This is a genomic window from Gemmata obscuriglobus, assembly GCF_008065095.1.
GTDB lineage: Bacteria > Planctomycetota > Planctomycetia > Gemmatales > Gemmataceae > Gemmata > Gemmata obscuriglobus.
On the sequence record NZ_CP042911.1, the window covers coordinates 2,959,298 to 2,983,942 of the forward strand.

Annotated in this window: 18 protein-coding genes, 1 tRNA gene and 1 pseudogene; 7 read left to right on the forward strand and 13 right to left on the reverse strand. The window is 65.0% G+C overall.

What is annotated here, in order from left to right; translation table 11 throughout:
* Positions 1-79: 79 nt before the first annotated feature.
* The 3 genes from GobsT_RS12340 (at position 80) to GobsT_RS12350 (ending at position 3,912) form a co-directional block, all read left to right on the forward strand.
* Positions 80-2,665 carry an ATP-binding protein gene (locus GobsT_RS12340; RefSeq protein WP_109571124.1) on the forward strand — a complete coding sequence of 862 codons (2,586 nt, stop codon included), beginning with the start codon at positions 80-82 and terminating at the stop codon, positions 2,663-2,665.
* 226 nt (positions 2,666-2,891) lie between these two features.
* Complete coding sequence (locus GobsT_RS12345) at positions 2,892-3,422, forward strand: hypothetical protein (RefSeq protein ID WP_010040934.1); 531 nt, start codon at positions 2,892-2,894, stop codon at positions 3,420-3,422.
* A 19-nt stretch (positions 3,423-3,441) separates the two neighbouring features.
* Complete coding sequence (locus tag GobsT_RS12350) at positions 3,442-3,912, forward strand: L-2-amino-thiazoline-4-carboxylic acid hydrolase (RefSeq protein WP_033198434.1); 471 nt, start codon at positions 3,442-3,444, stop codon at positions 3,910-3,912.
* Positions 3,913-3,925: 13 nt separating this feature from the next.
* On the opposite strand, the gene GobsT_RS12355 is transcribed toward GobsT_RS12350, so the two are convergent.
* The 4 genes from GobsT_RS12355 to GobsT_RS12375 form a co-directional block, all read right to left on the reverse strand.
* Positions 3,926-5,251 carry a PHP domain-containing protein gene (locus GobsT_RS12355; protein WP_033198435.1) on the reverse strand — a complete coding sequence of 442 codons (1,326 nt, stop codon included), beginning with the start codon at positions 5,249-5,251 and terminating at the stop codon, positions 3,926-3,928.
* Positions 5,252-5,740: 489 nt separating this feature from the next.
* Entirely contained in the window at positions 5,741-6,235 is a 495-nt protein-coding gene (locus tag GobsT_RS12365; RefSeq protein WP_010040944.1) for a dTDP-4-dehydrorhamnose 3,5-epimerase family protein, read from the reverse strand.
* Positions 6,236-6,253: 18 nt separating this feature from the next.
* Positions 6,254-7,390 (reverse strand): hypothetical protein, encoded by a 1,137-nt coding sequence (locus GobsT_RS12370; protein WP_010040946.1) that lies wholly within the window; start codon positions 7,388-7,390, stop codon positions 6,254-6,256.
* A 104-nt stretch (positions 7,391-7,494) separates the two neighbouring features.
* Positions 7,495-8,100: a MutS-related protein gene (locus GobsT_RS12375; protein ID WP_010040948.1), complete on the reverse strand. Its 606-nt coding sequence runs from the start codon at positions 8,098-8,100 to the stop codon at positions 7,495-7,497.
* Positions 8,101-8,188: 88 nt separating this feature from the next.
* Between GobsT_RS12375 and GobsT_RS39550 the strand changes: the two are divergent.
* The 4 genes and pseudogenes from GobsT_RS39550 to GobsT_RS12395 form a co-directional block, all read left to right on the forward strand.
* Positions 8,189-8,287, forward strand: a pseudogene (locus tag GobsT_RS39550) (IS5 family transposase); the annotation flags it as partial.
* A 43-nt stretch (positions 8,288-8,330) separates the two neighbouring features.
* Positions 8,331-9,194, forward strand: coding sequence for an IS5/IS1182 family transposase (locus GobsT_RS12385; protein ID WP_010040951.1), 864 nt, complete (start codon positions 8,331-8,333; stop codon positions 9,192-9,194).
* Between the two features lie 168 nt (positions 9,195-9,362).
* Positions 9,363-9,434: transfer RNA gene (locus tag GobsT_RS12390), tRNA-Asn, on the forward strand.
* Positions 9,435-9,547: 113 nt separating this feature from the next.
* Positions 9,548-10,744 (forward strand): tyrosine-type recombinase/integrase, encoded by a 1,197-nt coding sequence (locus tag GobsT_RS12395; RefSeq protein ID WP_010040953.1) that lies wholly within the window; start codon positions 9,548-9,550, stop codon positions 10,742-10,744.
* 89 nt (positions 10,745-10,833) lie between these two features.
* On the opposite strand, the gene GobsT_RS12400 is transcribed toward GobsT_RS12395, so the two are convergent.
* The 9 genes from GobsT_RS12400 to GobsT_RS12440 all read right to left on the reverse strand — a co-directional run bounded on the left by GobsT_RS12400 (position 10,834) and on the right by GobsT_RS12440 (position 24,628).
* On the reverse strand, positions 10,834-14,094 hold the full coding sequence (locus GobsT_RS12400; protein ID WP_010040955.1) for a C-terminal helicase domain-containing protein: 3,261 nt from the start codon (positions 14,092-14,094) through the stop codon (positions 10,834-10,836).
* A complete protein-coding gene (locus GobsT_RS12405) occupies positions 14,091-15,944 on the reverse strand; it encodes a phospholipase D family protein (RefSeq protein ID WP_010040957.1) in 1,854 nt (617 codons plus the stop codon). The genes GobsT_RS12400 and GobsT_RS12405 overlap by 4 nt, the downstream gene beginning before the upstream one ends.
* Positions 15,945-15,947: 3 nt before the next feature.
* Positions 15,948-17,135 carry a DUF6361 family protein gene (locus GobsT_RS12410; RefSeq protein ID WP_029600930.1) on the reverse strand — a complete coding sequence of 396 codons (1,188 nt, stop codon included), beginning with the start codon at positions 17,133-17,135 and terminating at the stop codon, positions 15,948-15,950.
* A gap of 159 nt (positions 17,136-17,294) precedes the next feature.
* The gene (locus GobsT_RS12415) at positions 17,295-17,768 is read right to left on the reverse strand and encodes a ubiquitination-like system serine protease family protein (protein WP_029600931.1); all 474 of its coding nucleotides are present in this window, start codon (positions 17,766-17,768) and stop codon (positions 17,295-17,297) included.
* A complete protein-coding gene (locus GobsT_RS12420; RefSeq protein ID WP_010040963.1) occupies positions 17,765-18,946 on the reverse strand; it encodes a ThiF family adenylyltransferase in 1,182 nt (393 codons plus the stop codon). The genes GobsT_RS12415 and GobsT_RS12420 overlap by 4 nt, the downstream gene beginning before the upstream one ends.
* Complete coding sequence (locus tag GobsT_RS12425; RefSeq protein WP_010040965.1) at positions 18,921-19,643, reverse strand: multiubiquitin domain-containing protein; 723 nt, start codon at positions 19,641-19,643, stop codon at positions 18,921-18,923. The genes GobsT_RS12420 and GobsT_RS12425 overlap by 26 nt, the downstream gene beginning before the upstream one ends.
* A gap of 208 nt (positions 19,644-19,851) precedes the next feature.
* Positions 19,852-23,235 carry an ATP-dependent helicase gene (locus GobsT_RS12430; RefSeq protein ID WP_010040968.1) on the reverse strand — a complete coding sequence of 1,128 codons (3,384 nt, stop codon included), beginning with the start codon at positions 23,233-23,235 and terminating at the stop codon, positions 19,852-19,854.
* Positions 23,232-23,861 (reverse strand): hypothetical protein, encoded by a 630-nt coding sequence (locus GobsT_RS12435; RefSeq protein ID WP_010040974.1) that lies wholly within the window; start codon positions 23,859-23,861, stop codon positions 23,232-23,234. The genes GobsT_RS12430 and GobsT_RS12435 overlap by 4 nt, the downstream gene beginning before the upstream one ends.
* Complete coding sequence (locus GobsT_RS12440; protein WP_148087715.1) at positions 23,858-24,628, reverse strand: sigma-70 RNA polymerase sigma factor region 4 domain-containing protein; 771 nt, start codon at positions 24,626-24,628, stop codon at positions 23,858-23,860. The genes GobsT_RS12435 and GobsT_RS12440 overlap by 4 nt, the downstream gene beginning before the upstream one ends.
* Between the last annotated feature and the right edge of the window lie 17 nt (positions 24,629-24,645).

The window sequence follows — 24,645 nt, forward strand, 5'->3', positions numbered from 1 at the left end:
CAAAAATGACGTTCTATAGTATGTGGATTGCATTGCCGGAACTGCTTCTCCTGTCCGTGCCGTCTGGTTCTGGTGCTTCATGTCCGACCGCCCCACTCTCTCGAAGCACCCCGCGCCGGGTGCGGTGCATTCGATCCGCGACCGCACGTGGCCCGCGTGGTGCGGGCTTGCGTTGTCGGTCATCGCTTCGGTGGCATCAGCGGCGTTCGCCAGAACGACCTTTCATGAGTACCGCGACGCCGTTCGCTGGTACCAGCAGGCACTCGACGTGCTCGGTGAGCTTGAGGCGCTCGATGCGGCCGCTTTGAGTGCCCGCTCGTCCGCACGGGGGTACGCCATGTCCGGCCAGGAACGGCAGGCGGCCCGGTTCGATGAGGCGCTCCCCCAAGCCGTCGCGCAGGTGGCCCGGATTCGCACATTCACCGAGAGCAACTCGCCCCTGCAAACGTCGCTCGACCAGTTCGAGCCGGTCTTCAACCAGTTCTGCCGGGTCGCAAGCGGGATCGTCGAGGCCCGGCGGGGCGGAGCGACCCCGAACGAACTGGCCCTGCGGTCCGAGGCGTTGACCGACGCCTCGGACGCGCTGATCGGTGCGAGCCAGGCGATGCAGGCCGAGGAGCGGCACACGCTCCGCGCGCGAGCGGGCGAGGCCGAAAAGGCGGCCCGGTGGCTCGGGAGCGCGGTCGCGGCGTGTGCGACCGCCGGCACCGGGCTCGCGTGCGCGAGCGGGTTCTGGGTGTTCCGGGCGATGCGCCGGGCGCGCCGCGCCCGGGACGCGGCCGAGGACGCGAGCCGGGCCAAGGGCGAGTTCCTGGCGAACGTCAGCCACGAACTGCGGACCCCGCTCAACGGCATCATCGGGATGACCGACCTCACCCTCGGGGGCGAACTCCCGCCGGACCAGCGGGACCGGCTGCTCCTGGTCCGGGAGTCGGCCGGGACGCTGCTCACCCTGGTCAACGACCTCCTCGACTTGGCCAAGATCGAAGCCGGCCGGCTGGACCTGGCGCCGGTCCGGTTCGAACTCCACCGGGTCGTCGGCCGCGCGCTGCGGTTGCTGGCCGAGCGGGCTCGCAACAAGGGGCTGGTGCTGCGGTGCGCCATCGCCCCGGAGGTGCCCACCGAAGCGGTGGGGGACCCGGACCGGCTGGTGCAGATCCTCACCAACTTGGTTTCCAACGCGATCAAATTCACCGAGAACGGCGAGGTCGTGATTCACGTGCGGGCGGCGGAGCGGAGCGCCGGCGGGCTCGCCGTGGCGTTCGAGGTCGCCGACACCGGGATCGGGATCCCCGCCGACCGGCTGGAGAAGATCTTCCGCCCGTTCGAGCAGGCGGACGGGTCGACCACCCGGAAGTACGGCGGCACCGGGCTCGGGCTGTCGATCGTCGACCGGCTCACGCGCATGATGGGCGGCCGCGTGACGGTGGCGAGCCAGCCCGGGCGGGGGAGCACGTTCACCGCGACGGTCCGGCTCGGCGCGGTTTCGAGCGAGACGATCCTGCTGCCGCCCGCGTCCGTCACCGGGGTCCGGGTGCTGGTCGTCAAGCCCCCGGGGCCGGGCCGGGACACACTGACTCGGCTCCTGGCCGGTTGGGCGATGCGCCCCGAAACAGAGGACACGCCGGCCGAGGCGGTCGCGCGGCTGGCCGCCGGCGGCTTCGGGCTGGTCGTGGTTTCGGAAGACCAAACCGGTGGCCCCGGTGGCGCCGAACGGGTGGTGACCGCCGCCGCCGGTGTACCGGTCCTGGTGGTCCACTGGGGCGCGCCGCGGCGCGGGGCCGCCCGTGCGTGTGCCGCGCTCGCTCGGCCGTACACGCCGTCGGACCTGTTTGACGCGGTCATGGCCGCCCTGACCCCGTCGGTCGCAACTGCCCCGGCGGAGCCGGAGCCGGAGCCCGCTCCGCCCGTGCCGGGGCGCCGGCTGCGCCTCCTCCTGGCAGAAGACAACCGGATCAACCAGCGGGTGGCGCAGGAGCTTCTGGGGCGCGTGGGGCACACCGTGGTGTCCGTGGCCGACGGGGCGGAGGCGGTGGCGGCCTGGGAAGCGGGTGCGTTCGATGCGGTACTGATGGACGTTCAGATGCCGGTGATGGGCGGGTTCGAAGCCACGGCGGCGATCCGCGCCCGCGAACGGGAGCGCCGCGGCCGGCGCACCCCGATCGTGGCCATGACCGCACGGGCGATGGCGGGGGACGAAGACGAGTGCCGGGCGGCCGGGATGGACGCCTACGTCCCGAAACCACTGAACCCGGGCCACCTGATGAAGATTCTGGCCGAACTGGTGCCCGACGAATCTGCCCCGCCGCCCCCGGCCGAACCGGTGTGCGACCTGGAATGGCTCCCCGCGGACATCCGCCACGAGATCGCGGCGCTGTTCATCACCGAAGCCCCGGGGGACCTGGCCGCGGTCCGGACGGCGGTCGCGGGCGGGGACGCGGCCCAACTCGTCCGGGCCGCGCACCGGCTGGCCGGTTCGCTCGAGAGCCTGCGTGCCGGACCGAACCTGGCGATCGCCCGCCGGCTGCAAGTGATGGGAAAAAGCAAAGACCTGACCGGCGCCACGGCCGCCCTGACCGAACTGGAAGTCGAGCTTGACCGGCTCACCGTGGTGCTCCGCGCGCTCGTGTGTGCCCCCACCGCGTTGGCGGCGAATGGAACATGAGTGCAACGGGTACACGATGCCGACGGGGTGCGGACGTTTGCCGCGGGCCGGGTGAACTGGAATACCGGTAACGGGTCACGAATCGGTCTTTTTTACTTGCAGCACCCGTTGGCCGTGGCTATTGGCCTCCGAACCTGTTTCCCGATCGCAGTGACGTGGCACGCCAAGACCGTTCGGCTGGTCGGCGCGGTGTCGGGAACCGCTGTTTCGACGGAGGGAGCCGTCCGTGGACATTCCGAGCCATATTTGGGCACGCGGGTACGAGCGGAGCGATCCGCACGAGCCGCTGTTCGGGCGCTACATCCGGATCGACCTGACCGGGCGCCCGAACCTGCGCGCGACGTTCGACGCGGTCGCGCAGCTGGTCGTGTACGGGCAGCAAGCGGCCGAGGTGGTGCCGTTCTCGCGGGTGTCGTGGGGCGTGGTGATCTACGGCGTCGAGCCGCACGAGGTCGCACGCATCGAGGCGGTGAAGAGCGAATACGTGGCGATGTGGGAGCGGCACCCGGACGTGTGGCCCCAGTTGGAGCCGCGCGAGGTGGTGTTCAGCGTGTGGTTCGTGGACTGCGGGCTGCGCCCGTTCCTCGGGTGCGTGTGTGAGGAGGCCCCCTGGGACCTGTGGGTCTCCGGGCGCGACATTCGCACCGAGCGCCTGTACCAGCGGCTGCTTTCCGAGGGCCAGGCGCCCATCCTGATGGCGCTGAACGCGGTCCACGCGGCCGAGCTGAGTGACGCGTGGGGCGGGCCGGCCGCGTGACCGGTGTGCGGAGCGAACCGTGACCCCCATTCCCCTGCTCCAGCAGCGCGAGGTCGAGGCGGGCGTGGTCGCCCCGCTGTTCCGGGCGTTCGCCGCGGAGGTCGGCGAGCCCCGGGCGCGGGAGATCGTCGGCGGGGTGGTGCGCGACCTCGCCCGGCAGGGGGGATGCGCCGCGGCGGCCGGCGGTAACGCCCTTGAGCACCTAAAGACGGTCGTCGAAAAGTGGACCGCGGGCGGCGCCCTGGAGTTGACGGTCCTGCGTGACGATTCGGCCGCGTTCGATTTCGATGTGACCCGGTGCCGGTTCGCGGAGATGTACCGCCGGCTCGGGTTGGCCGAACTCGGCGGTCTGCTCTCGTGCGCGCGCGACGCGGCCATGATCGAGGGCTTCAACCCCGACATCACGTTCGCGCGGACGCAAACCATCATGGCGGGCGCGACGCACTGCGACTTCCGCTACCGGCGTTCCGGCGCCGCGCCCGGCTCCTGACCGCGGTCCACCCCTACGGGACCACCGGCTGCGTCCACGCGACCTCAACGTCGCCCTTCGCGTACGGGTTCGCGGGCGGCTTGGTGCTGGTCACCTTCGCGCGAACGTACAGCTCCTTTCCGGTGAGCGTGTACGACGCAGCCAAGTCGGTTGAGGTCGCAACGACCTTGCCGATGTCGGCAGAGTACGCGCCGGTCACCGGCGTTTCCTTGCCGTCCTTGTCCTTGAACGTTTTCGGGGTGCCGGTTAGGTCGGTGCCCTTCATTGTGGCGACGAACTCGGTCTTGTACGTCACACCGGGCTCGCCGCGGATGGCGATTTTCAGCCGGTTTCCGTCCCGCGCGACCTCGTCGAGGACCACGCCGGTGCTAGCGTAGAAGTCACCGGCCTCAAGGCCCTTAACCGCAGTCTCCGCCGTGAGGAACGGCGCCCGCACCATCACCCAGCCGCGCCCCGGGTTCACCTTGCCGACGCCGTACTCGTGGTAGCCGTGCGAGTCGTCGGTCGCCAACCCGTACACGATCGGCAGGTTGTGCCTGCCGAGCCGCAGCGCGAGCGTGATGTCCCAGATCCGCTCGCAGCTCGCGTGGTCGGGGTCGCCGTAGTTGCGCACCCCGGGGTGCCCGTTGAACACCTCGAAGAACCGCAACTCGTCCGCCAGCAGCATCTCCTCGGCGCGGACGCCCCACTGGAAGTTCGGGTGGTTGAGGAAGGCGATCATCACCCTACTGGTTTTCGCCCGCTGCTCGTTCACCTGGCGCAGGTTCACCCGCACCGTCTCGACCGCGTCCGAGCCGTCGAGCGGCTTGATCGGGTCGCGCAGGTTGATGCCGTTGATGTGGACCGGCCGTTTCGCGTAGGCGTGAGTGATCTCCTCGGAGGGTATCAGCAGGAACTTGCCCGGCTCCTCGAACAGCGACCGGAACTCCGCGAACGGCTTGAGCCGCACCTGTGTCTTGTCCTTCACGGTGCGCGTTTCGATCCACTTTTCGCCGAACCGCTTCGTGTACTTCACGACGGCCGACTTGCGGGTCGCGGTGGACGCGGCGTCCACCCACCTATCCCCCTCGGCAATCACGTTGTGGTCGGTGAGCGCAAGGAACTGGTAGCCGTTTCGCTTGTACCAGTCGACGACCATTTCGGGGAAATCGTCCCCGTCGCTCCAGAGGGTGTGCGTGTGCAGGTTGCCTTTCCAGTACCGCGGGGCGGTCGTGGTGACGGCCGCGGGTTCGAGCGCGGCCGGCCCCTTCGGTCCAGGACTTGTGTCCTGAAACGCTACGGCAACGGCAAGAACGCTCACCGTGAGCGCGACGACAGCAAGCGGGCGGGCCGGACGCATGATCCACCTCGGCAGCGTGAATGAGTGGTACGGAAAGTATGCGAACAACACCGCCGGGTTGCACACCGACCGGTGCAGTTTCCGTGAAAGTTCACTCCCTGTCGCTGCGCTCGCTTGATCGGAGAGCCCGAATCAGGGGGGCACGCAATACCGACGACGTGCGCGGGGCACGATCGCGCTGAGTTCAAAAGCCCGATCTACTGCCCGAGGTGCGACAAAAGGGCAACTCGATTGGGGAGCCGGTGTGCTTTTCCGTGCGGCAGTGCGCCCCGCTCGATCACCTGAAGACTCGCCCGAGGGAAAAAAAACTGGCCGACGATTTGCGCGAGAATTTCGGAGCGGATGTGCGACCGCCGCTCGTCCGCGGTTTCCTGATGGACCTGCGCGGCAGTGCGGAACCGCGGTTCGATCTCCCCACGAGCAGGGAGAAAGCGAAGAACACCCGCTCCACTGCTGACGACAAACACAGCACGTAACGCGACGCCCGGTTCAGTCGATCTGGTACGGACTGTTCGGGTCTTTCTCGTGCCGGATCTCGTCCACCGGCTCTTGCTTCAGCCACCCGGCGTACAGGCGGTTCGCCGCGTTGAACACCCACCCGTCCTTGTCGCCGACGTTCTTGTAGCCGTGGACGACGCCCGAAGGCACGATGAGGGCAAACGGCTCGCCCTCGCCGACCTCGCGCACTTCCTTCTGCCCGAACGTGGGGGACGTTTTACGCGCGTCCCAAAGGCAAACCCGAAACGTTGAGGGGCCGGTGAAGCAAAAGTAGTCGGCCTGGTCGACGTGCTCGTGCGGCCCGCGAGCGACCCCGGGTTTGGTCATGGAGACGTACGCCATGACCGGATGGAACGCGGGCGGCACGAGGTCATTGCGGAACAGTTCAACCAGCCACCCGCGCGGGTCGGTGAAGAACTTCAGCGGAATCCACGCCACATCGTGGATCGGCCCGCGCTCAACGTACTTCGGCAGGGGAACATTCATCGGGTGTTCGGCATCGGACTACGGATTCGGTGTCTGCTCGATCTTAGCAACGGCCGCGTCCGCGGCACGGCCAAGTTCCATGAGTTCGTGGTACGGTGTGTGAGGGGTTTGGCTCCCGTCTGCGTTTACCCGGTAGCTCGTTGCAAGCGCACGGACGCCCTCGGGTGAGGAGAGACCTACCCCCGCAACAATCGCGGCGGCAAAACCGGTGCTCACCAGTCGCCGGAGTTCGGGCAACGCGACACGAGCTTTCGGACCGATCTCACTCAGCGCCTGCACTGCGTCGTGTGCGGAAAAGTGGCGCGGCGTGGCATTAAACCGCTCCTCCTTAACGCGTGTGGGAAGTTGCGTGACCAACTCGGCGAGGACGGGCACTCCATCCGAACTGTTATCACACGTCCACAGTAACACCGCCGCGCGGTAACGCGTATTCGGGTCGTCGTGCGTCAGCAGCTTTCGAACAGACGGCACCGCCGCGGTTGCTTTGGGTCCGAGCGCCTCAAGACACAGAAACACTTCATGGCGTGCCCGTCCTTGGTGCGCCGTCAGCAGCTCCAGCAATAGCGGAACCGCGTCCGGCCCAATCATCCAAAGGTGTCTCACACAATCGGTGTCGTGCTCAGCGATTCTGTTCAGGGCGTAGCCGCGTAGCGCTGGTATCGCGTTTTGTGCCGGAAAACCGATTTTACACAATTGGTCGTATATGATAATGTGTTGGGTATTAGATAATCGCTTTTCCGCGAGGAGCGTGCTCAGAGTGGCAACGGCCTCTTTCGGCCCGGGGCTGATCGCTACAAGGGTGGTGATGAGGATGTCGGGACGGAATGTGTCCTCGTCCAACAGAATCTTTAGAACGGCCGGGCAGGCCTCTTTGGCCGCAGGGCCGATCGCTGCCACGATGGGGATCACTTGGTCCCGGTAGGCCGTGGATCGGTCGGCAAGCATTTCAATGAACGTGGGCAGGGCTGGGGCGGCGTCCGGGCCGAACGCCTTGAGAGCTTCCGCCGCGGGCGCCCGTTGTTCGGCCGTATCGCCCTTTTGAAATTGCGCCACCCAGTAGGCGAGCGGCTTCCCCTCGTACTTCGGTTCGGGTTTATCTCCCGCGAAGGCTGGCGCCACTGTAAGCACAACCAGTGGGAGCAGAGAAACGCGCACGGGCCACCCTCCGAACACAGTATCGTGTCGAAGCGGCATTGTGTGATGTCGGTGCCATCGTCGTCAACCACAACCGGGCGCTAATCCGTTGCTCGCGGCGTTGATCAGAACGGCATGTCGTCGCCGTCCCCGAATAGGCTCGGGCCGGTCGCCGCTTGGGGTTTGGACTTGCGCCGCGGCGCCTCGGGCGGCTGAACGATCTTCGGCTTCGGCGACTCGACCCGCGGCGGTGTCGCCGGGGTCGGTAGGGGGATAGGTCTCGTCACATCGGGCGCGGCGACGGGTGCTGCCGGCACGTTCGACAGGTCGTGGCCCTTCTCCAGCGTTCCGAGCACGGCGGTCGCGCGGGCGAGTACGCTCCCCGGAACCCCCGCCAGCCGCGCGACGTGGATGCCGTAGCTGCGCTCCGCGTTCCCCGGCGCGATCTTGTGCAAGAAGACGATCTCGTCGGCCAGCTCGCGCACCAGCACGTTGTAGTTCCGGAGCCGGGGCAGCGACGCCGCGAGCTGCGCCAGTTCGTGGTAGTGCGTCGCGAACAGTGTGCGGCACGCGAGCGTGTCGTGCAGGTACTCGACACGGAGCCCGGTTATCAGGCATTCGTGAGTCTGGTGCTCGCGTATCCGGTGGGCGATCGACCGGACCGGTTCGAGCCCCGCGCGCGGAAGCGACGACCCGAACCGTATCCGCCGCTCACCGTGCCCAGAGACCAAACCCGAAAGCGGCTAACCCGCTCAGCTTAGGAACCCAGGAAGTGCCATTCGAGTCTGTAGTTGTCACTTAACGAACGGTATTGGGGTTAAGGTCAAGCAATACCGACGAGTTGCAACGCGATACAAGAAAACCGCGCGCAACTTCCTTGCCTTCATTCACATAGCATCCATTATAATCTGGATACAGTGGACTCGTTGCGCAATAGCGGTCGGTGGGCTATTCATAGGGCATGACGAATTACGAGAAGTTGTGTCGTAAGCCGTTGTTGTTCCGGATGTTCACGGGGTTGTCGGCCGCCGAGTTCGACCAGTTGGTGGCAGATCTCGAACCCGTGTGGCTCGCCCGCAAGGCCGAACGAGCCGCGGGCCGCCCGCGCCAACGCAAGCCCGGGGCCGGGCGCCCGGTGAAGCTGCTGTTCACCGAACGGCTGCTGATGGTGTTGCTGTACTATCGGGTGTACGTCCCGCAGGAGTTCGTCGGGTTCTTGTTCGGGGTCGATAAGGGAACCGTCTCTCGTGGCGTTCAGGAACTGGGACTGTGCATGGCCGGGGTGTTCCGCATCCCCGAGCGCCAGGTGCGGATCGATCCGGACGATCTGGTCGCGGTGTTCGTGGACGCGACCGAGCAACCGGTCAACCGCCCGAGTCGGAGGCAGCGGCGCAGCTACTCGGGGAAGAAGAAGCGTCACACGGTGACGCACCAGGTGGTGGTGACGCGCAAGCGAAAGGAGCCGGGGGACAAGCAGAAGGTGCGGATCAAGGCGGTGTCGAAGGCGGCCAAGGGTCGCGTTCACGACAAGAAGATGTACGACCAGTCGCGGCTGCGAATCGCCCCCGAAGTACCGAAGTCGGGTGACAGCGGGTACCAGGGGAGCAACCTGCGGGTGCCCAGGAAGAAGCCGAGGAACGGTGCGCTGAGCGACGAGGAGAAGCGATCCAATCGGCGCTTGGCACGGGAGCGGATCGTGGCCGAGCACGGGATCGGGAAGATGAAGATCTGGCGGATCGCGGCGGACCGGTACCGCAACCCGCCGCGCCGGCACACGGTCATGATGAAGAATGTGGCCGAGCTCCACAACCGCATGTACGGCTAATGCACACACATAATGGTGAGCACGGGGGCCGCCTCAACTCACGCCTATTGCGCAACGAGTCTAGTAACTGTCCACAAGCCCTGGTGTCCAGTAACCCTCGCGTGCGAAATCTTGTTCCGCCGGCTTGCCGAACTGTAAATGAATCCTTATAAATTTTTTAGGAGCCGGTCCCCGATAGCTCAACGGTAGAGCGAGCGGCTGTTAACCGCTAGGTTCTTGGTTCGAATCCAAGTCGGGGAGCTTTAAAAAACGCTAGGAAAAGGCACTTTTCGAGCCCCACGGACACTTGGGGGCTGCCGTTGTGGCAGAGAATGTGGCAGAGAACTTCCGGCTCCCACCCGGGGTCTGCCATCATGGCCCACCAACCGAAGCCCTTTTTCCGCACCGGTCGCGGCTGGTACGTCCAGCTCGGCGCCAAGCAAATCAAGCTCGGCGACGGTCCTAAAACTTCCGAAACCGAAAAAATCGCCTGGGCCGAATTCTATCGGCTCATGGTCGCGGCCCCGACTCCTTCAGCCCCACAAGTCACACCTAAACGCGCTTCCCACCCGGATTCCGGGCTCACCGTCGCCGCTCTCTTCGAGAAGTTTCTCGACTGGTGCCAGAAGCACCGCGAGCCCCGCACCTACGAATTGTCACAAGGGCTGATTCAGTCGTTCTGCGACCACCTGAAGACGGCACTCGTCCTTCCGGCTGCAGACCTGCGGCCGTTTCACATCGTCGAGTGGGCGGACTCGAAGCCGAAGTGGGGGCCGAACCAGAAGCGTAACGGGTGTGGTGTCATCACCCGCGCGTACAACTGGGCCGAGCGGCTCGGGTACATCGCCGCGAACCCGGTTCGGGGCGTCGAGAAGCCGGCCCGCACCAAGCGGGACAGCAACGTCACGCCCGCGGACTTCGACCGGCTTCTGTCGTTCGTCAAAGACGAGCCGTTTCGGGACCTGTTGCAGTTTGCGTTTGAGGCGGGCTGTCGGCCACAGGAGGCCCGCCGGATCGAAGCCCGGCACGCGAAACTCGATCAGTTCCGAATCGAGATTCCGCCGCCCGAGGCAAAGGGCAAGAAGCGCTGGCGCGTGGTGTATTTGTCGGATAAGGCCCTTGAGATCGTAAAGCGGCTCGTCGAACTCCGCCCTACCGGCCCGCTGTTCCTGAACACTGATGGGGACCCATGGAAGGCACAGGCCATTGTGTGCCGGTTCCAGCGGTTGCTGGTGAAGATGACTGGTGCAGAGGACAAGGTACCCAAACTGCCTCGATTCGATCACCGGAAATATCCCGACCCGACGGAGCGAGCGGCGGCGAAAGCGGAGCACGTGCGAAAGCTTGGTGAACTTCGGAAGAAACGTGCGTCACTAGCCCGGAAGAGTAAGCAACGGTTCGCCATGTACGACCTGCGGCACCTGTTCGCCACGCGGAAGCTGAAAGAGGGTCACGACCCGATCACCGTCGCGACTCTTCTTGGGCACAAGGACACGAGCATGCTCGCTCGGCACTACCAGGAACTGACCAAGGAGTTCGACCACCTGCGAAAGGCCGTTAACGGGAGCTGAATAACGGACGTTCTTCCATCGAGCCGGAGCGGAACGTCGCTCCAGCTCGATGGAGCAATCAAACGCCTCACAATCCCTCGCTTGACTCCCTAACAATCGCGTTTTCGATTAATCACCGTTGGTGACAGATCAATCCGGAATTTCGTGGCCACCTCTGCAATTTCGTCCGGTGGCAGTTGGGTCAGAAGGTAGCTGACTAGGTCTTCCTGACGGCTCTGACCGAACACCATTCGGTAAACAGCGAGCGTCCTGCGAAGCGCTTCCATTCTTTCCGCATCGCGACTGAGAGGGAATGTGATCAAGTGTCGCTCAACCGACGCACCGCCCTCAAGTGGGTATACCCAATAAGGCACGAGGTCCGACGTTTCAGGTTTTCGCTCCGCTACGCCCGCAGCGAACAGCGCGTCCCACGGGTCGTCAGAAGTCGTGAGGGCGGCCAAGCCAAATTTCGCTGCCAGATTTTTTCGCACCGCATGCCCCTTGTAGCGGTGGACGCGGCCCTCGCGCTGCTCAAGGTCGACGGGGTTCGCCGGCAGATTCCAGTGGACCACCGCATGACAGTAGGGGTGGAAATCGAGCCCTTCTTGTCCGACCGAGGTGGTAGCGAGAACGAACGGCCAGAAGGGGGAATTGAACGATGCGCGCACTTGTTCCGCCCGGTTGGCGCCACGCTCGCTGTCCTCCGACCGCTCTTCGCCGAACCGCACGGCGAACCGCCCGCGCATCGTGCGATTTTCGACTCTCACTGTTCCGCGTTTGCTTGCGCGGACGTCATCGACTCCCAGAGCCGAGGTGCGAAGGGACAACGCCGCGTGCATGCCCGCGGCCACCTCCTCGCTGATCCGTGCACTACTCCCACCGGTTTTCCCCTGAAGGTCTCTCTGCACGTGTGCGTATTCATCTAATACAGCCTGGATACACCCATCGAGCGAGTATTCAATTGCCCGCCGCCAGTAGGGCTCTGCGCCGTTCCGGCCGCGGATCATCGCGGTTACTTCGGGGAGATTGAACAAGCGGAGGAGCGCGTGCCCCACCCACCCGGCCTCGTGGCGCAGTAATGGTCTCGACGGATCAGGCAACTCCCCCGACACGCGGGCTAATGCCCGAAGGGCCGACACCGCCGGACCCGCGAGCGCGAGCTCGGCGAGAACGTCGACGAGGTCCGACGGCTGCGGTCCGAGCACCACTTTGCCGGCGACGAGTTCACGCGCGTGAGCGACGTGGGCGTGCCAGAGTGACTCTTCAACGTCACCGTCGGTGGCGCCGTCGTTTTGTTCACCCGCCCACGAGTCAGCGAGTTCGTTGTCCCTAAACCACGCCCGGGTCGAATCTTCGTGTCGTACGAGGTCAAGCAGGATCGGTGCTGCCCAGTACCACGCTTCGTCCTCCGCGCCCGTGTCACTCGACGTTGCGAGCGCAGAAACGAGCGGTCGTAAATGCTCGGCAACACGTTTCCTCACCGCTTCCAGGGTGAGAGGGTGCTCGAACGGTTCGGCGGAGAGAGCGAGTGCGAGCGGGTCGCCGACCGCCGCGAGTGTCAGACTTGGGTAGACCATTCCCAACACGGGAAGACCCGTGAGTCGCTCATCGGAGCGGGCAAAGCGCAGGAGCGGCCGTCGGCGTTTTCGTTCGTCGGGGGTGTTCTTCGGGTCCGTCTCGAACGAGCGCATCATCTCCCGCTCGGCCTCGTAGCTCAGAAGGCACGTGATCGTTTTGGGCACCACGTGCCACGCAGAGAACACGAGCCGCTTTGTGAAGCGGCCGGCACGCTCGCCGGCGAACGCCCCGGCCGGTTGATAGTAGGGGAGTGACGGCGGCACCCAGAGCAACTCCCACGCGCCGGCACCGACCGTTTCGGCGGCGAGCTTTCTGAGTCCCGCGTGACCGGGATCGACGGCCTGGTACGCGGACACGTCCTTCCATGAGAGCAGAAGATCCGGAGTCTCCGACAGAATGCCTGCGAGCGTTTCCTCCCTCGCCGTCACTTCTAGGGCGTCTCGAAAGGCGCGCTTGACCTCATAGTTCTCCATGAAGTTCAAAAGAAACGGCGCCGATTTCCAAAACTCAAGCACTTCGCCCGCGTCGAGGGCATCGGCGACGCGGCGAAGCTGGGGGTATGTCGCCACGTCCCGCGCCGTGAGTGTGAGGCCCGTGCGCGGCATCTCCTTGAGCATGCCGTCCCGGTTGTGGGTGACGGCGAGCCGCTCCGTGCGGACGATGGTTTTCCGTAAGCGCCGTTCCAGATCGTGCTTCAGGGCGAGGAGCCGGTCAAGACTGCCGCGGCCGATGCGGAACAGTTCGCGGCGGAAGTCATCGAGTACGCCTTCGAACCCACGGGCCTCCGACGGCTCAAGGAACGTGAGCGTGCGCAAGAAGTCCGCGTAGTGGTTGTCGTCGTGCGCCTCTGCGGCGAGCGTGTACATCTTGTACGGAGTTGCTGACAAGAGCAGTACCCGCACGTCGTCGTATTCGAACAGGTCGCTCGCAAGCTGCCCGAGTTCGCTGTTATCGGTGAGCAGATCCCGGAACCGCTGGAACTCGTCCAAAACAATGAGGTCGGGTTTAAGTGCTCTGAGACAGCTTGCGGCGAGCAGAGTGCGCACCTCGCCGATCCAGCGCGCCCGCTTCTCCCGTGCGCCGGCGGGAGCCTCGTCTTTCACGTGTCGAAACAGATCGCACAGTTCGTTGAACCGCTCGCGGAGCGTCAGATGGTCTTTCGCCCGTTCGGCGGCCATGTGGTGGTCGAGGCTCTTGAGAAATTGCTCGGCGAGCCCCGCGTCAATCACCGGCCCGCCGCTCCCGTCGGAGCGGTCGAGGAGGGAGATGAAGTTCTCGGGCGTGCAGTTGCCCTGAAACACTTTTCGGGGCGCGACGCCGCTGAACTCCCACGGCTTCTGGAGGAGTCGGTAAAGGAGCACCCGCTCCTGAACGTGGCCGAGGCTCGACTTCAGATCGAAGGAGGTGCCGGGCGTCAGCGAGATGAAATTGAGCGGATTCCTTTGGAGGTCTTGAATGCGCGTGGGCAGCAACGTGATCCGCTCGGTCCGAACGAACTCTTGGGCCTCTGTGACGTTCAACCGGTTTACGTTCTGGCGCGCGATGTCGGCGTTCGAGCAAATGTAGACGACGTCGATGCGGTCTTTTTTGTCCCAAAGGTGGTCGATGGCTTTGGCAATGACGCCGCGGGCGACGAGAGTTTTCCCGAGCCCGACTTCGTCGGCGACGAGGACGCGCGGGGTGGCGGCAGGACCATAGAGTCGCGAAAACACATACTCCACCGTATCACGTTGAAAGTCCTTGAGCCCGCGCAGAATGGCTGCGGTGTCGGGCCGCGCGACTCCTGTTCTCATGGGTGCATCCTCTGTCTGGCCTGCCACACCGGAAGCCATATCTCGTCGAACCCCGCGGGCAAAAGGCCTTCGCCCGCGGCCCGCAGGTCTTCAACGAGCTTGGCCACTTGATCGAGTTTGGTCGGGCTCTGGTCGAGCGCCTTCATCAGCGACTCGAACAGGGGCACACCGCCTGCGCCCCACTGAAAGGGCCCGCTGCCAAGTTCGAATTCGTCGGCCGCCGATTCGAGCGGGCCGCCCTCGGCGCCGAACTCCGACAGGAGAAACATGAGAAACCGCAGCACCTGCTCCGGCGTACTGAGGAGCCCCTTGAGAATACGTTCTTTGCGATCGGACGGCGCGCCCGATAGTGGGACGTTGAGCACGAACCGCAGGCAGGCCGTCTTGCCGGACGATTTGGCGATGACGCGAAACGCAAAGAACGAAGTGAGCGCGGCGAACGAGAGCGCGTGATACGTCGCGAGTGTGGTGCCGCCGGACGTCGCAACGGCTGTGTGCTCAGGGAGCGTGATCGGCCACGCGCGAACTTCGGCACCGGAGACGAACGGCGAAAGCGTGCCGCTCTCGGTGCGCAACGCTACATCGAACAGTTCGGCCCCCGCTGCCGACGAAACATCCGCGACGAGAGCGAGGCCGCTGATTTCCCGTCGCACCGTTTCGGCTAATTCGTCCAGGCTCTTTTGCTCGGCATCGACGACAGTGGCGTCCATACCGGGAGTGAAGGGTTGAAGGAGGTCCGCGAACGAGAGGCCGCCGTCGGTCCGTTTCAGGAATATGTCGATCCCGACGCGGCTCTTCCTGCCCACGAGCTGCACCAGGAACTCGACGTTGCCGCCAAACGCGGCGCTCGTGGCATTCGCCGATCCGGTAAACACGCTCGCGTTCCACCCGTGCTCGGCGATGTAGAGCTTTGCGTGAAGCCCGCTCGTCGGGGCGCCGGACGGCGCCTCCTCTTCTTCCTCGAACGCCTCCGCTCGGGCTTCCTCAACCTCGGCCGACGGGTTCAACGCGTGAACCGCAGTGAAGCCGTCGAGCGCGCCGGCCCCTAGCTCTTGGAGCGAGTCGATTCGAGACACGAGGATCGCGTCGTCGGTGATCTCGGTCACGCGCTCTAACAGAGGGGGCGACAAAAACGGCGACACGACGAGCACGCGGCTGTACCAGTTGCCGAACGGCCACGACGTCCGGCCTTCGATGCCGAGTGGCCAGAAGCTGATCTCATCGAAACCGTCGGGCGGCACGAAAGGCACGCGCCTCAGCTCCGCCGCACAGAGTTGAACGCGCTCGGCGGTCTCCGCCGGCAGCGGGAGCTTGGACATCCCCGGAAGCGCTGCGAAGAAGTCGCCGAGCGGGTGGTTCGCCGCGATCGCGTTCTTGCGGCCCCCCAGTTCGCCTTCGAGAACGAGCGCCGTGTCCCACGAGCGGTCGAAGGTCAAGTTGCGACTGAGGCACAGGACGCGGTAGCACACCGCGCCGTCGGCAGCCACAAAACGTAGCGCCCACACCTTCGGGTGAAAACTCGTCACCGGGCCGCGGGCCGCCACCTCGAACACCGAGTTTTCGAGATAGCCGAAGAGGACGCGGTGCTGCTTGGGCACGAGCGTCTGGCCCGCCTGGCAGAACACCGCGATGCGGTCCGAGTAGCGGCGCAGCGCTTCAAGCGTCGCCAGCGGGTCCGCGCTCGGCCGCCCCTCCGCGTCTTGCCAGTCGAACATGGTGAACGCGAGCGGCGCGGTCAGCAACGCGACCAGGTCGAGGGAGTAAGTGGTGCCCACGGCGAAGTCGAGCGAGTACCCTTCGGGCGGGCGGAGCGCGTCGAGCAGCAGGCGGCGGTCGTGTGGTCCGAGCATCGCTCACTCCTCCTCGCAGAGACCCTGGCGAATGTCGCGTAGGATCACCCGCGTCGGCCCCCACCGAAAATCGAGCGCCCCGGTGCCGGCGGCCCCGTTCCAGAGCTCGAGCGCCCGCTGATTGTCGAGGCGCGAGAGCCCGCGCTTGAGCGCCCGCTCACGGGTCGCCACGAGCTGCCGGGCGGCACCGCCTGTAGATTTTTTGCCGTCCCCGTCGAGCGCGAGGCCGAGCCACCCGTCGATGAACATTCGCGTCTGCGGGCTGACCCGCGCTCCCGCACCGACGACGAGTTGCCAGAATTGCGTCCGGTCCCAATCTCGAAGGGCCGCGCCACGTGCCTCAAGCTGTTCGTGCCACTCGTTGAGGAGCTTGGCGTACTTTTCCACCAAGTCGTCGGCCGGTTTCTTCTCGGCGAGCATTAGGTTGTAGAGGTAGGCCGCCCCGTGGATGGCCTCAGAGAAGTTACGGGCGTGCGCGAGAAGCTCCTGGAGCGGGGGAGGGAACTCTTTGGAGAGCGGGTGCGCCCACGGAAAATCGACTTCCGCCTCCGCCCCGTCGGAATCGACCAAGAAGGCGAGAAGCGATTTGGGCACGCGGGCGAGAACGCGGTCGCGCAGGTACTGGGCCTCGCCGGGAGTCAGCCGAAACGTGATGTTCTCGGGAAACCCCTCGGGCGCGCCGGGAAGCCCCGCGTGCCAGTTCGGCGCGGCCGGCAGCTCGGCGTCGGCGCGGTCCGCGCGGCGGTAGTAGCCATCGAGCGAGCGGTGGTACTGGTCGAGAGAACCAGGGAAGAGGCAAACGCCCCACACGCGCAGGCCCTGCCAGTACACGCTGCTCGGCAGCCGCTGCAGAGCTTCCTTTGCCTGCTTGCCGAGGAGTCCCGACGTGTCGTTGGACTTAAGGAGCGCGAAGATGGTCGCGACCTCGCCCTTTCGTGCGCGGTCGCGCGCCTTGTCGCTCGGCACCCGCCGGTGTTCGAGGTCGCGGTACACCCACGGCACGAAGAAAAAATACCGAGCGCGGGTCTGGATCGTGCTCGTCCCAGGAAAGAACGCGTCGGCAAAGGCGTCACGCACCGTTCCGATGCCGAGTTCGTCGCGCGTCTCCTGTTCGCGAAACAGGTCGATCACGTCGAGCATCTGGCGTCGATGCTGTTCGGAGTAATCGAGCCAAGTGAACGTTGATTGCATAGATACTGTGATCCAGTACACGTCGAACGGCGACGAGGGGTATTACAACAAAAGATACCTACACGCTTAAGCTTGCGGAATCGACTGAAGGGGAAACCGAACGAAAGTAACGGGCGTGACGCCGATCGCAAATTACGCCCCGGCGTCACGCTGCGTCGCTCAAGTTCCGAAAATCCATTTCCAGAAGCGTGACCACCGTCCGCGCTTTTTCTCCTCGGGGGCAACAGTCGGCACTTTCTGAGGTTGTGGCACCGGCGGCAGTTGCGGTGCCGGCTGGACATTCGGCGGTGTCCCGTAGTGTTGCGCTCGTGCGTCCCGGTCACGCTGGCGTCCGGCCTCGATCTGCGTATCGCTCCATGGCGGTGCGGTGAGCACGCGCCCGTGGTCGATGACGTAGTGCGACCGGCACCGCAGGCTCCAGTTGCCGATCGAGGGCCACAAGGAGACGGTTTCTCCGTCGAACGTCATGCGCCACTGCGCAGGGCTTAAAGGCGTCACCACCTCTTCGCCGCAACCGCAGCAGCAGATGTGGGAGGCCGTGCAGAACTCGAGTGCGATGTAGAGCACACCGGGCTCGAGTTTTTCGGGCACGTACTGCACGAAGCGGTGTTCGAGTCTCTGGCAGCGCATCATGGGAGGTCACCGTTGATGAGCAGATTGCTTTCGGTCGTGTAGGTCGAGTGGTGCTCCCGTTCCGCGTCGCGGTAGAACCCGCGGATCTTTTTCCACTTCATCACCGCGAGCGCTGCGTTCATCGCGTTCAGCTCGACCACCTGGATGTTCGAGGCGTAGACGTCGTCGGCGCCCCCGCCGACGAACGAAATTCGACCGCCGTGAACGTGGTCGCGTTTTTCGGGCGTGCTCGCCGTCACCCGCAAGATGCCGCCGAGCATCCCGTCCGCGTCCAGGTCGAGGCCCATCCCCACGTCAACGAACGCGGCCCCGATCTTTTCGAGGTGGCGCACCACGCCCCGCTTGTCCTCGCCCGCGTCCATGCTCAAGAACGCGAAGGTGGTACCGTCGAGCAGGTGCACGTTGTCGGCCCGCAGGAACGTCCGGTGCGCGACGACCCGGCGGTGCATGCGCGAGTAGATCCCACGAAAATACTCGACCTTCGGGAACACCTCGCGCAGTTCCTCGATCGCCGGCGCGCCAGGGGCGCGAAAGGCGTTGTGTTGGAGAAACTCGTCGCCGTCGAACAGGCGAATCTCTCTCACCGGTGTCTTAGCGACCAGGTCGAGGACGTACGACCCGGTCCCACCGAGCCCGACGAGCGACACGGTTTCGTGAGAAAGTTTCTCACTCAGCGCGCCGATGCCGACACGGGCCGATGCGGTGTCCAGATAGTTGAAAACGCCGTCGCGTTCGTCCTCCGGCGTGCGGAACACGCGCGGGTTTGCGCCCTCTTCGAGCACCGCCGCCGGCCCCGAGATGACCCCCGCGTAGGTCGTCATCTTCTCGTGGTAATCGGTGTACCCCGAGTCCCTGGGTTTGCTCGAGAAGTGGTACTTGGCGGTCACCCCGTTCCCGAGGTCATAGTTCCCGCTGCTGTGACCGATGCCCTTGAGTTCGGTGCCGTCGGCGTTGCAGGGAAACTCCCCGTCAAACCACACCTGGTGCGAGTCCGGCTTTTGGGTGACGTCCCCGGCCAGAGTGAGGCCCGAGACGAGGGTGCCCCGGCGGACGCACTTTTTGCTGTCCACGTAGGGCACTTCGCGCATCACGAGCAGCGCGCCCCGGATCTCGACGAAGTAGCCTTCGTCTCGAAGGCTCTTCAAGTCCGGGTTACGAGCGAACAGTTCGCGTGACATTGAACCGACTCCCTTTTTTGATTTGAACCGATCCGCCACGGCCGAGTTCCCCGACGGGCGGCGTCGAAGCGGCGTGGGTGTAGTTCATGGAGAATTCGACGTTCGGGTCGTGGTCGCCCGGGAACGCGAGCTGAACGATCTGCTCGTAGGTCACCGTGTTCCCGGTAACGGTCTTGGGCCGGCCGTTGACGAAGATCTCGAACGTGGGCACCGGGCGCGGTCCGGTCACGAAGCGCTCGACACCGGCGCCCGCGAGATCGACGATGTCACCGGGCTCGATCAGCCGGTCTTGGCCCCCGCGGGCGTCGAGGAACACGGCCTGGCCCGGCCCCACGTTCGCGAGCGTGTACAGAACCGAGCCGAGCAGGTTCTGCACGCCCCAACTGATCGCGCGCCCGTCGAGCGTGAACCGGTAGACGCGGTCGGTCTTGAACGCGACGAACCGTTCGACGCCCTTGCCGCGAAGGTCGAAGAGCTCGTCGAGCCGCACGTCTTCGAAGTCGCCGCTCGGCAGGATGGCGAAGAGGCTGTAGTCGTCCACCGGCGCGTACCCCGCGGACGCGAGGAGTTGGCGTCCGAGCGGCACCGGGTCGGTCGTGGTGTGCGGGCGAAAGTTGAGCGTCTCGTCGCTCACCGCGAACCGGTAAGCGCTCGCCGCCTTGACCTTCTCGCCGCCGGATTCAGTTGCGTCGTTCATGTGCGTAACTCCGTTGTTAAGTCCGGGTACCATCGCCCGCGGTGTCGTTGCAGCCCCTCGTCGGGCCTCTACTTCTCTTGAACCGCGGGCGTCTCGAATCCGGCAGTCGGATTTGAAAAAAGATGTGACGGGCTCGATCGGGCCAAAAACAAAAGCGGGGGCATTTGCCCCCGCCTGTGTGAAAGAACGGTTGTGTGCCCGAATGCAATCAGAGTGGTGCGCCGTGCGAAGGGCATACGAAGTAGTAAGCGCAGTTCGGGCAGTCGTCACTTTCTTTGGGGTCGAACGCGCCGGTCGCCACCGCGCGCACCACGTCCTCGATCACCGTGAGCGACTTGGAGAGTTTCTTGGTCTCGACCTTGGACCGCTGGCGCTCGGTTGTGAGCAGCGACACGTGCTCGAAAACGATCTCCTGCCCGGGGTGAGCGTTCCCCACGGCTACCTGCCACAGGGTGTAGCGAAGTTTTTCCGTCTCTTTCTTGGCGAGCCGACTCGTTTTCAGTCTGCGGATGACGACCCCCGCGCTCGTCGCTTCGATGTGATCGGCGCGGCAGTTGACCACGGCACCGGTCTCCGGGAGCGTGACGGTTCGGTCGACCGGAAGCGCTTGCCCGTCCATCACCGCCAACGCGTTCGCGATCATTTTGTCCGCGATGCCGCGGTAGAACGGCTCGAACGCGTGCCCCTGCGGGCCGTGCTCGCTCCAGTCGAGTTCGAACTGCGCGCGGATTCCCGCGCTGCGCTCGGCCGCTTGCGGGACGCTCCGCAGCCAGGCGAGGCTCGCGTGCAGCGCCGACTGGAACTGCAAGTACGGACCTTCTTCGTCGCGGGCGTTGAGCGCCAGCGCGTGGTCGTAGTAGTAGCGGCGCGGGCACTCGTCGTACGTTTCGATCGCGTAGTACGACCACGCGCCCGTCACCGCGGCGGCCGCGAGCCGCGGGCGGCCCTTTGCCTGGTGGCCGAGGTTCTTCCACCCCGCCGCGGCGTCCACCGCCTTCGGGAGGTGAGCGGTAACATGTTCGAGAAACGACGACGGCCCCCGCTTAACCGCTCCGTTCGTCTCCGAGCGCGAGAGGTGCAGCACGTCCTTCGCGCGGGACATGCCGACGAAGAACAAGCTCTCCTCTTCAGCCGTTGCCGTCAAGAGGTCGTCTGCCGCGATCATTCCGGCCGGCGGCGGGCACGGGTCGGACCGGTTCCCGAGCGGGAAAATCGTCTTCGCCAGCGACACGAGGTGGACGACGGGAAATTCGAGGCCCTTGCTCGCGTGCACCGTCATCAGGCGCACTGCGTCGATGTCGCCGGCCGCTGCGGGGAGCTGCCGGAGTTGCTTCTCCTCGTCGAGAATCGTGAGCCGGCGCACGTGATTGAGGAACGCGTGCTTGGGGTCCTCTTTCTCCGGCGGCTTGAACGCGAACGCGAACTGAAGCAGTTGGTACACGGCGAGCCGGCGCTGCTGGTCTTGAACCGTGTTACCCGCGAGGAGCAGGCGCACGTGCTCTCCAGAGCCGAACAGGTACTCGGTGAGAAACCGGTGCGGGGAAACCGTCCACGACCAGTGCCTCGTGTCGAAGACGAGGAGCTTGATTCCGGCGCGACCGACGTCCGTGAGGTCGCAGATTTCGTCCGCCCGCCGAAGCGCCGAGAGCATGGAGATTGCCTGCTCGCGGCGCCACTCGACTACCTTGATGATGTCCGCGGGAGGGACCGCGTACTGCGGCATTTGCGCGACCCGCAAAAGTCCCACCCCGCGCTTCTCGGAAACGACGGACAGGAGCGAGAGCAGGTCGCGCACCTCGGGCCGCTCGAAGAAGTCTCCGAAGTAGAGGCACGGCACGCCGGACCGTTCGAGGTGCCCGGCCAGTCGCGCGAGGGTTGTGTGCGAGCGGGCGAGGACGACCTGGTGGCGAAAGGGCACCCCGTCACTCTGGCGCTTCTTGATCGCCTGCGCAATTCCCTCGGCTTCCGCCTCTCTTGACACCGCCACGTCGTACAGAACGTTCCCGTTGGTTTCGCCCCGGTGGGCCGTCAACCCGGAATTGGGGGCGAGGGGCGCGGCAGTCATTTTCTGCCCGAACGCCTCGAATGCGCGCACGATCTTGCCGCCGGAGCGGTAGTTGACGGTGAGGTCGGTGACGGCGGCGCCGGGAAAATCTTGCTCGAACCGCGACATGTTGAGCGGCGACGCGCCGCGGAAGCGGTAGATCGCCTGGCGCACGTCGCCGACGACCCAAGGACCAGCTTTCGGGGTAACAATCTCCTTGAGAAAATGGGCACTGGCCCGGTTCATGTCCTGGTACTCGTCAACCAGGATGTGGCGGTACTGATCGCGAACCGCGTCCCGAACCTCCGGGTGTGCGCGGAGCAGTTCGACGGGGCGCGCCACCAGGTCGCCGAAATCGACGCGCCACTGCGAGCGGAGTTCGCGCTCGTAGACGCTGTACACGTTTGCGACCTCGAGTGCTTTTTCGGCCCTGGTGATCGCGTCGGGATCGCTCGCGGATGCGAGCATGGCGTGGGCCAACTCGCCGTACCGCTCGGGGGTGACGAGGTCGTCTTTGGCGCGCCCGATGGCGTTCAGAATGTCTTTGAGCGCCCGCGCGGGCTCGTACAAGTCGAGGTAGTGGTTCAGCGGCAGTTGGGGTAGCAGTTGTTCGAGGAACATCAGCGAGTCGGTGCGGTCGAGCAGCTTCGGCGGCCCCTCCATGCCGAGCACATGGCCGTGTTTGCGCAGAAGCTCCAGCCCGAACGCGTGGAACGTGCCGGACCACACCGCCGTCGCCTTGTCACCCACCGCCGCGCGAATGCGGGCGGCCAGATCCTTCGCCGAGAGATTGGAGTAGGTGAGTGCGAGGATCGAACCCGCGGGAACGTTTCGGGCTCTGAGCAGGTGGACGACTCGGCCCACGAGCGTCCGCGTTTTTCCCGTCCCGGGGCCGGCCCGCACTTGGCGCGGGCCGTCGCCCGCCTCGATCGCTGTGCGCTGGCTCGCGTCCGGCTCGTCGGCGTCGCTCGCCCGCGTCTCTTCGGCGCCGCCGTGCTCTTCAGGTAGCAGCGCCACGTCGGTCATCTGGTGCAGCACCAGGTCGACGGGGACGCCGAGTTCCGTCGCGAGCGCGCCCGCGTCGAATTGTCCGTGTTCGCACCGACGGCGGAGCTTCTCGCGGGGAACGAGAAACTCGCGGGCGAACACGTTCGCCTGGGCCTCGGACCGCTCTTTGGGGCTGTACGAGTCGGCGTCGCCGACGACCGAAGGGGCGGGCTCCGCCGCGGTCAGCATGTCGAGATCGTTGCAGTCACAGCGCGCGACTACCGCCCCGAGCCAGTGGTGCCCGTACTCGTGGGCGACGTAGAATCGCGCCAGCGGCTCGGCGTGTTCGCGCGAGTAGTAAATCTTCTTCTTCTCGCTGTGGTAACACGCTTCGCCGCCGTCGAGCAGCGCGTCGCCCTTGGGTCGCGAGTGCCGGGTTACGCCGGTCGCTCGTTCGGCAGCGTCGAGCAAGGCCGCGGCGGGAACCAATTCGTCGGTGGTTCCGAACAGGTCGGCATGCCGTGCGGCGGCGAGGCGCCGAACTTCATTCCACGCGCTCATCGATTCCCTCCCGTTATTTGCTCTTGGTTCACGATCTCAACCCACCGGGCCTTCAAGTCCTCTGGCAGGTCGGAGGAATCGACGGCGGCGAGAAAGTCTTCGGTCGGAACGGTCGGCTTGTTTTTGGCCTTATTCGCGACCGCGCCGATGGGCTCGCCGGTGAACATGGCCCGAACCGCGTCGATGGTGAAGTCGAGCGCTGCTGCTGCCAACTCATGCAGTTTCTGCGGAATACCGGAGGGGATTCGCCGTAAATCGAGCTTGTCGACGAGCGATTCGTCGAGGTCGCACTTCTTCGCGAACTCTCGGTCGGTGAGGCCGCGCGATTTGATCGCTTGGCTCAGTCTGCTCGGGGCCGCCGCCGGTAGAGTGGCAGCGGCCGGTTGGCCCGCGAGAAAGTCGAGCGCCTTACTCAGCATGCGATCGCCGGCTCGAGCCTCGTCCACAGTCACTTGTTCTCTGGACGTTTCTTGCAGAGCCCACGTCGCGAAGAAGCGACTGAGCGCTTCGCGGTGTTTCGGATACTGGGCGGTCCAGCGCACGAGGGCCTCGTGAGTTGGCTTCTCTTCCTCAAGCATAATTTCGTCGACAACGTCTTCGAATGTGTGGGGGGAGTGGGTGCTCATAAATTTTCTCCTATCCTCGCTCGCACCTGGCTCATCGCAGTGCGTAGCCAGGTGTTGATTTGGCGCTCCTTGACATCGAAGTGTCGGCACAGCGTGGCAACGTTCGGATCACTCGGGTCGATCGGCCAGTTGTACCCGTATCGAAGGACGAACGCCTCGCGATGTCGCGGGTCAGTGATGGCGTCGAGGCCCTCGAACAAGATCATCAAATCGTCGGGCGGGAGTGCTGGATCGGCGACGACTACCCCCACGTCTTCTTCTGTTACTGTGTCTGCGATTCGAACTTCAGAGTACTCGTTGGCGCGCGCGAAGTGCGCCTCGACCGCGTTGAGCGCGAGGCCACGGGCGACTTTGCGAAACGACACTTCGAGGAATTCGCCCTTACGGGTCGGTGCAGATTCAAAGACCAAGCTGACGATTCGACCCTGAATGCTGTCGATGAGGTCGTCCCGCGCCTGGTTCCCGACACCACGCGAATTGTCACTGACAATTCGAGCAACGCGCCGGCCCAGTTCCCGTACCAATGCGCTAAACTCCGGCATAGTTCGGGAATTTTCCCGCCACTTCCGGAGAAGGTGCACAATGGTTTCACTTCGAAAATGAGGAATGTCCCACACGGGCGGGTCCACCCCGTGCGCTTGGCGAATCTGCTCACGCACCTCCGACTTGCGCACGTAACGCCTACCGTCCCGCGTTCCGAGCGTCAGCGCGGCGGGACAATTTGGATCGTGATTCGCCGTCGTGGCGTGGGTCGTTGATTCGCTCATACCCCTCTCGAACCGGG

Coding starts and splice junctions, on each gene's coding strand:
- GobsT_RS12340 (WP_109571124.1), top strand. CDS start 80: ATGTCCGACCGCCCCACTCTCTCGAAGCACCCCGCGCCGGGTGCGGTG.
- GobsT_RS12355 (WP_033198435.1), bottom strand. CDS start 5,251: ATGCGTCCGGCCCGCCCGCTTGCTGTCGTCGCGCTCACGGTGAGCGTT.
- GobsT_RS12365 (WP_010040944.1), bottom strand. CDS start 6,235: ATGAATGTTCCCCTGCCGAAGTACGTTGAGCGCGGGCCGATCCACGAT.
- GobsT_RS12385 (WP_010040951.1), top strand. CDS start 8,331: ATGACGAATTACGAGAAGTTGTGTCGTAAGCCGTTGTTGTTCCGGATG.
- GobsT_RS12395 (WP_010040953.1), top strand. CDS start 9,548: ATGGCCCACCAACCGAAGCCCTTTTTCCGCACCGGTCGCGGCTGGTAC.
- GobsT_RS12400 (WP_010040955.1), bottom strand. CDS start 14,094: ATGAGAACAGGAGTCGCGCGGCCCGACACCGCAGCCATTCTGCGCGGG.
- GobsT_RS12405 (WP_010040957.1), bottom strand. CDS start 15,944: ATGCTCGGACCACACGACCGCCGCCTGCTGCTCGACGCGCTCCGCCCG.
- GobsT_RS12410 (WP_029600930.1), bottom strand. CDS start 17,135: ATGCAATCAACGTTCACTTGGCTCGATTACTCCGAACAGCATCGACGC.
- GobsT_RS12415 (WP_029600931.1), bottom strand. CDS start 17,768: ATGATGCGCTGCCAGAGACTCGAACACCGCTTCGTGCAGTACGTGCCC.
- GobsT_RS12420 (WP_010040963.1), bottom strand. CDS start 18,946: ATGTCACGCGAACTGTTCGCTCGTAACCCGGACTTGAAGAGCCTTCGA.
- GobsT_RS12425 (WP_010040965.1), bottom strand. CDS start 19,643: ATGAACGACGCAACTGAATCCGGCGGCGAGAAGGTCAAGGCGGCGAGC.
- GobsT_RS12430 (WP_010040968.1), bottom strand. CDS start 23,235: ATGAGCGCGTGGAATGAAGTTCGGCGCCTCGCCGCCGCACGGCATGCC.
- GobsT_RS12435 (WP_010040974.1), bottom strand. CDS start 23,861: ATGAGCACCCACTCCCCCCACACATTCGAAGACGTTGTCGACGAAATT.
- GobsT_RS12440 (WP_148087715.1), bottom strand. CDS start 24,628: ATGAGCGAATCAACGACCCACGCCACGACGGCGAATCACGATCCAAAT.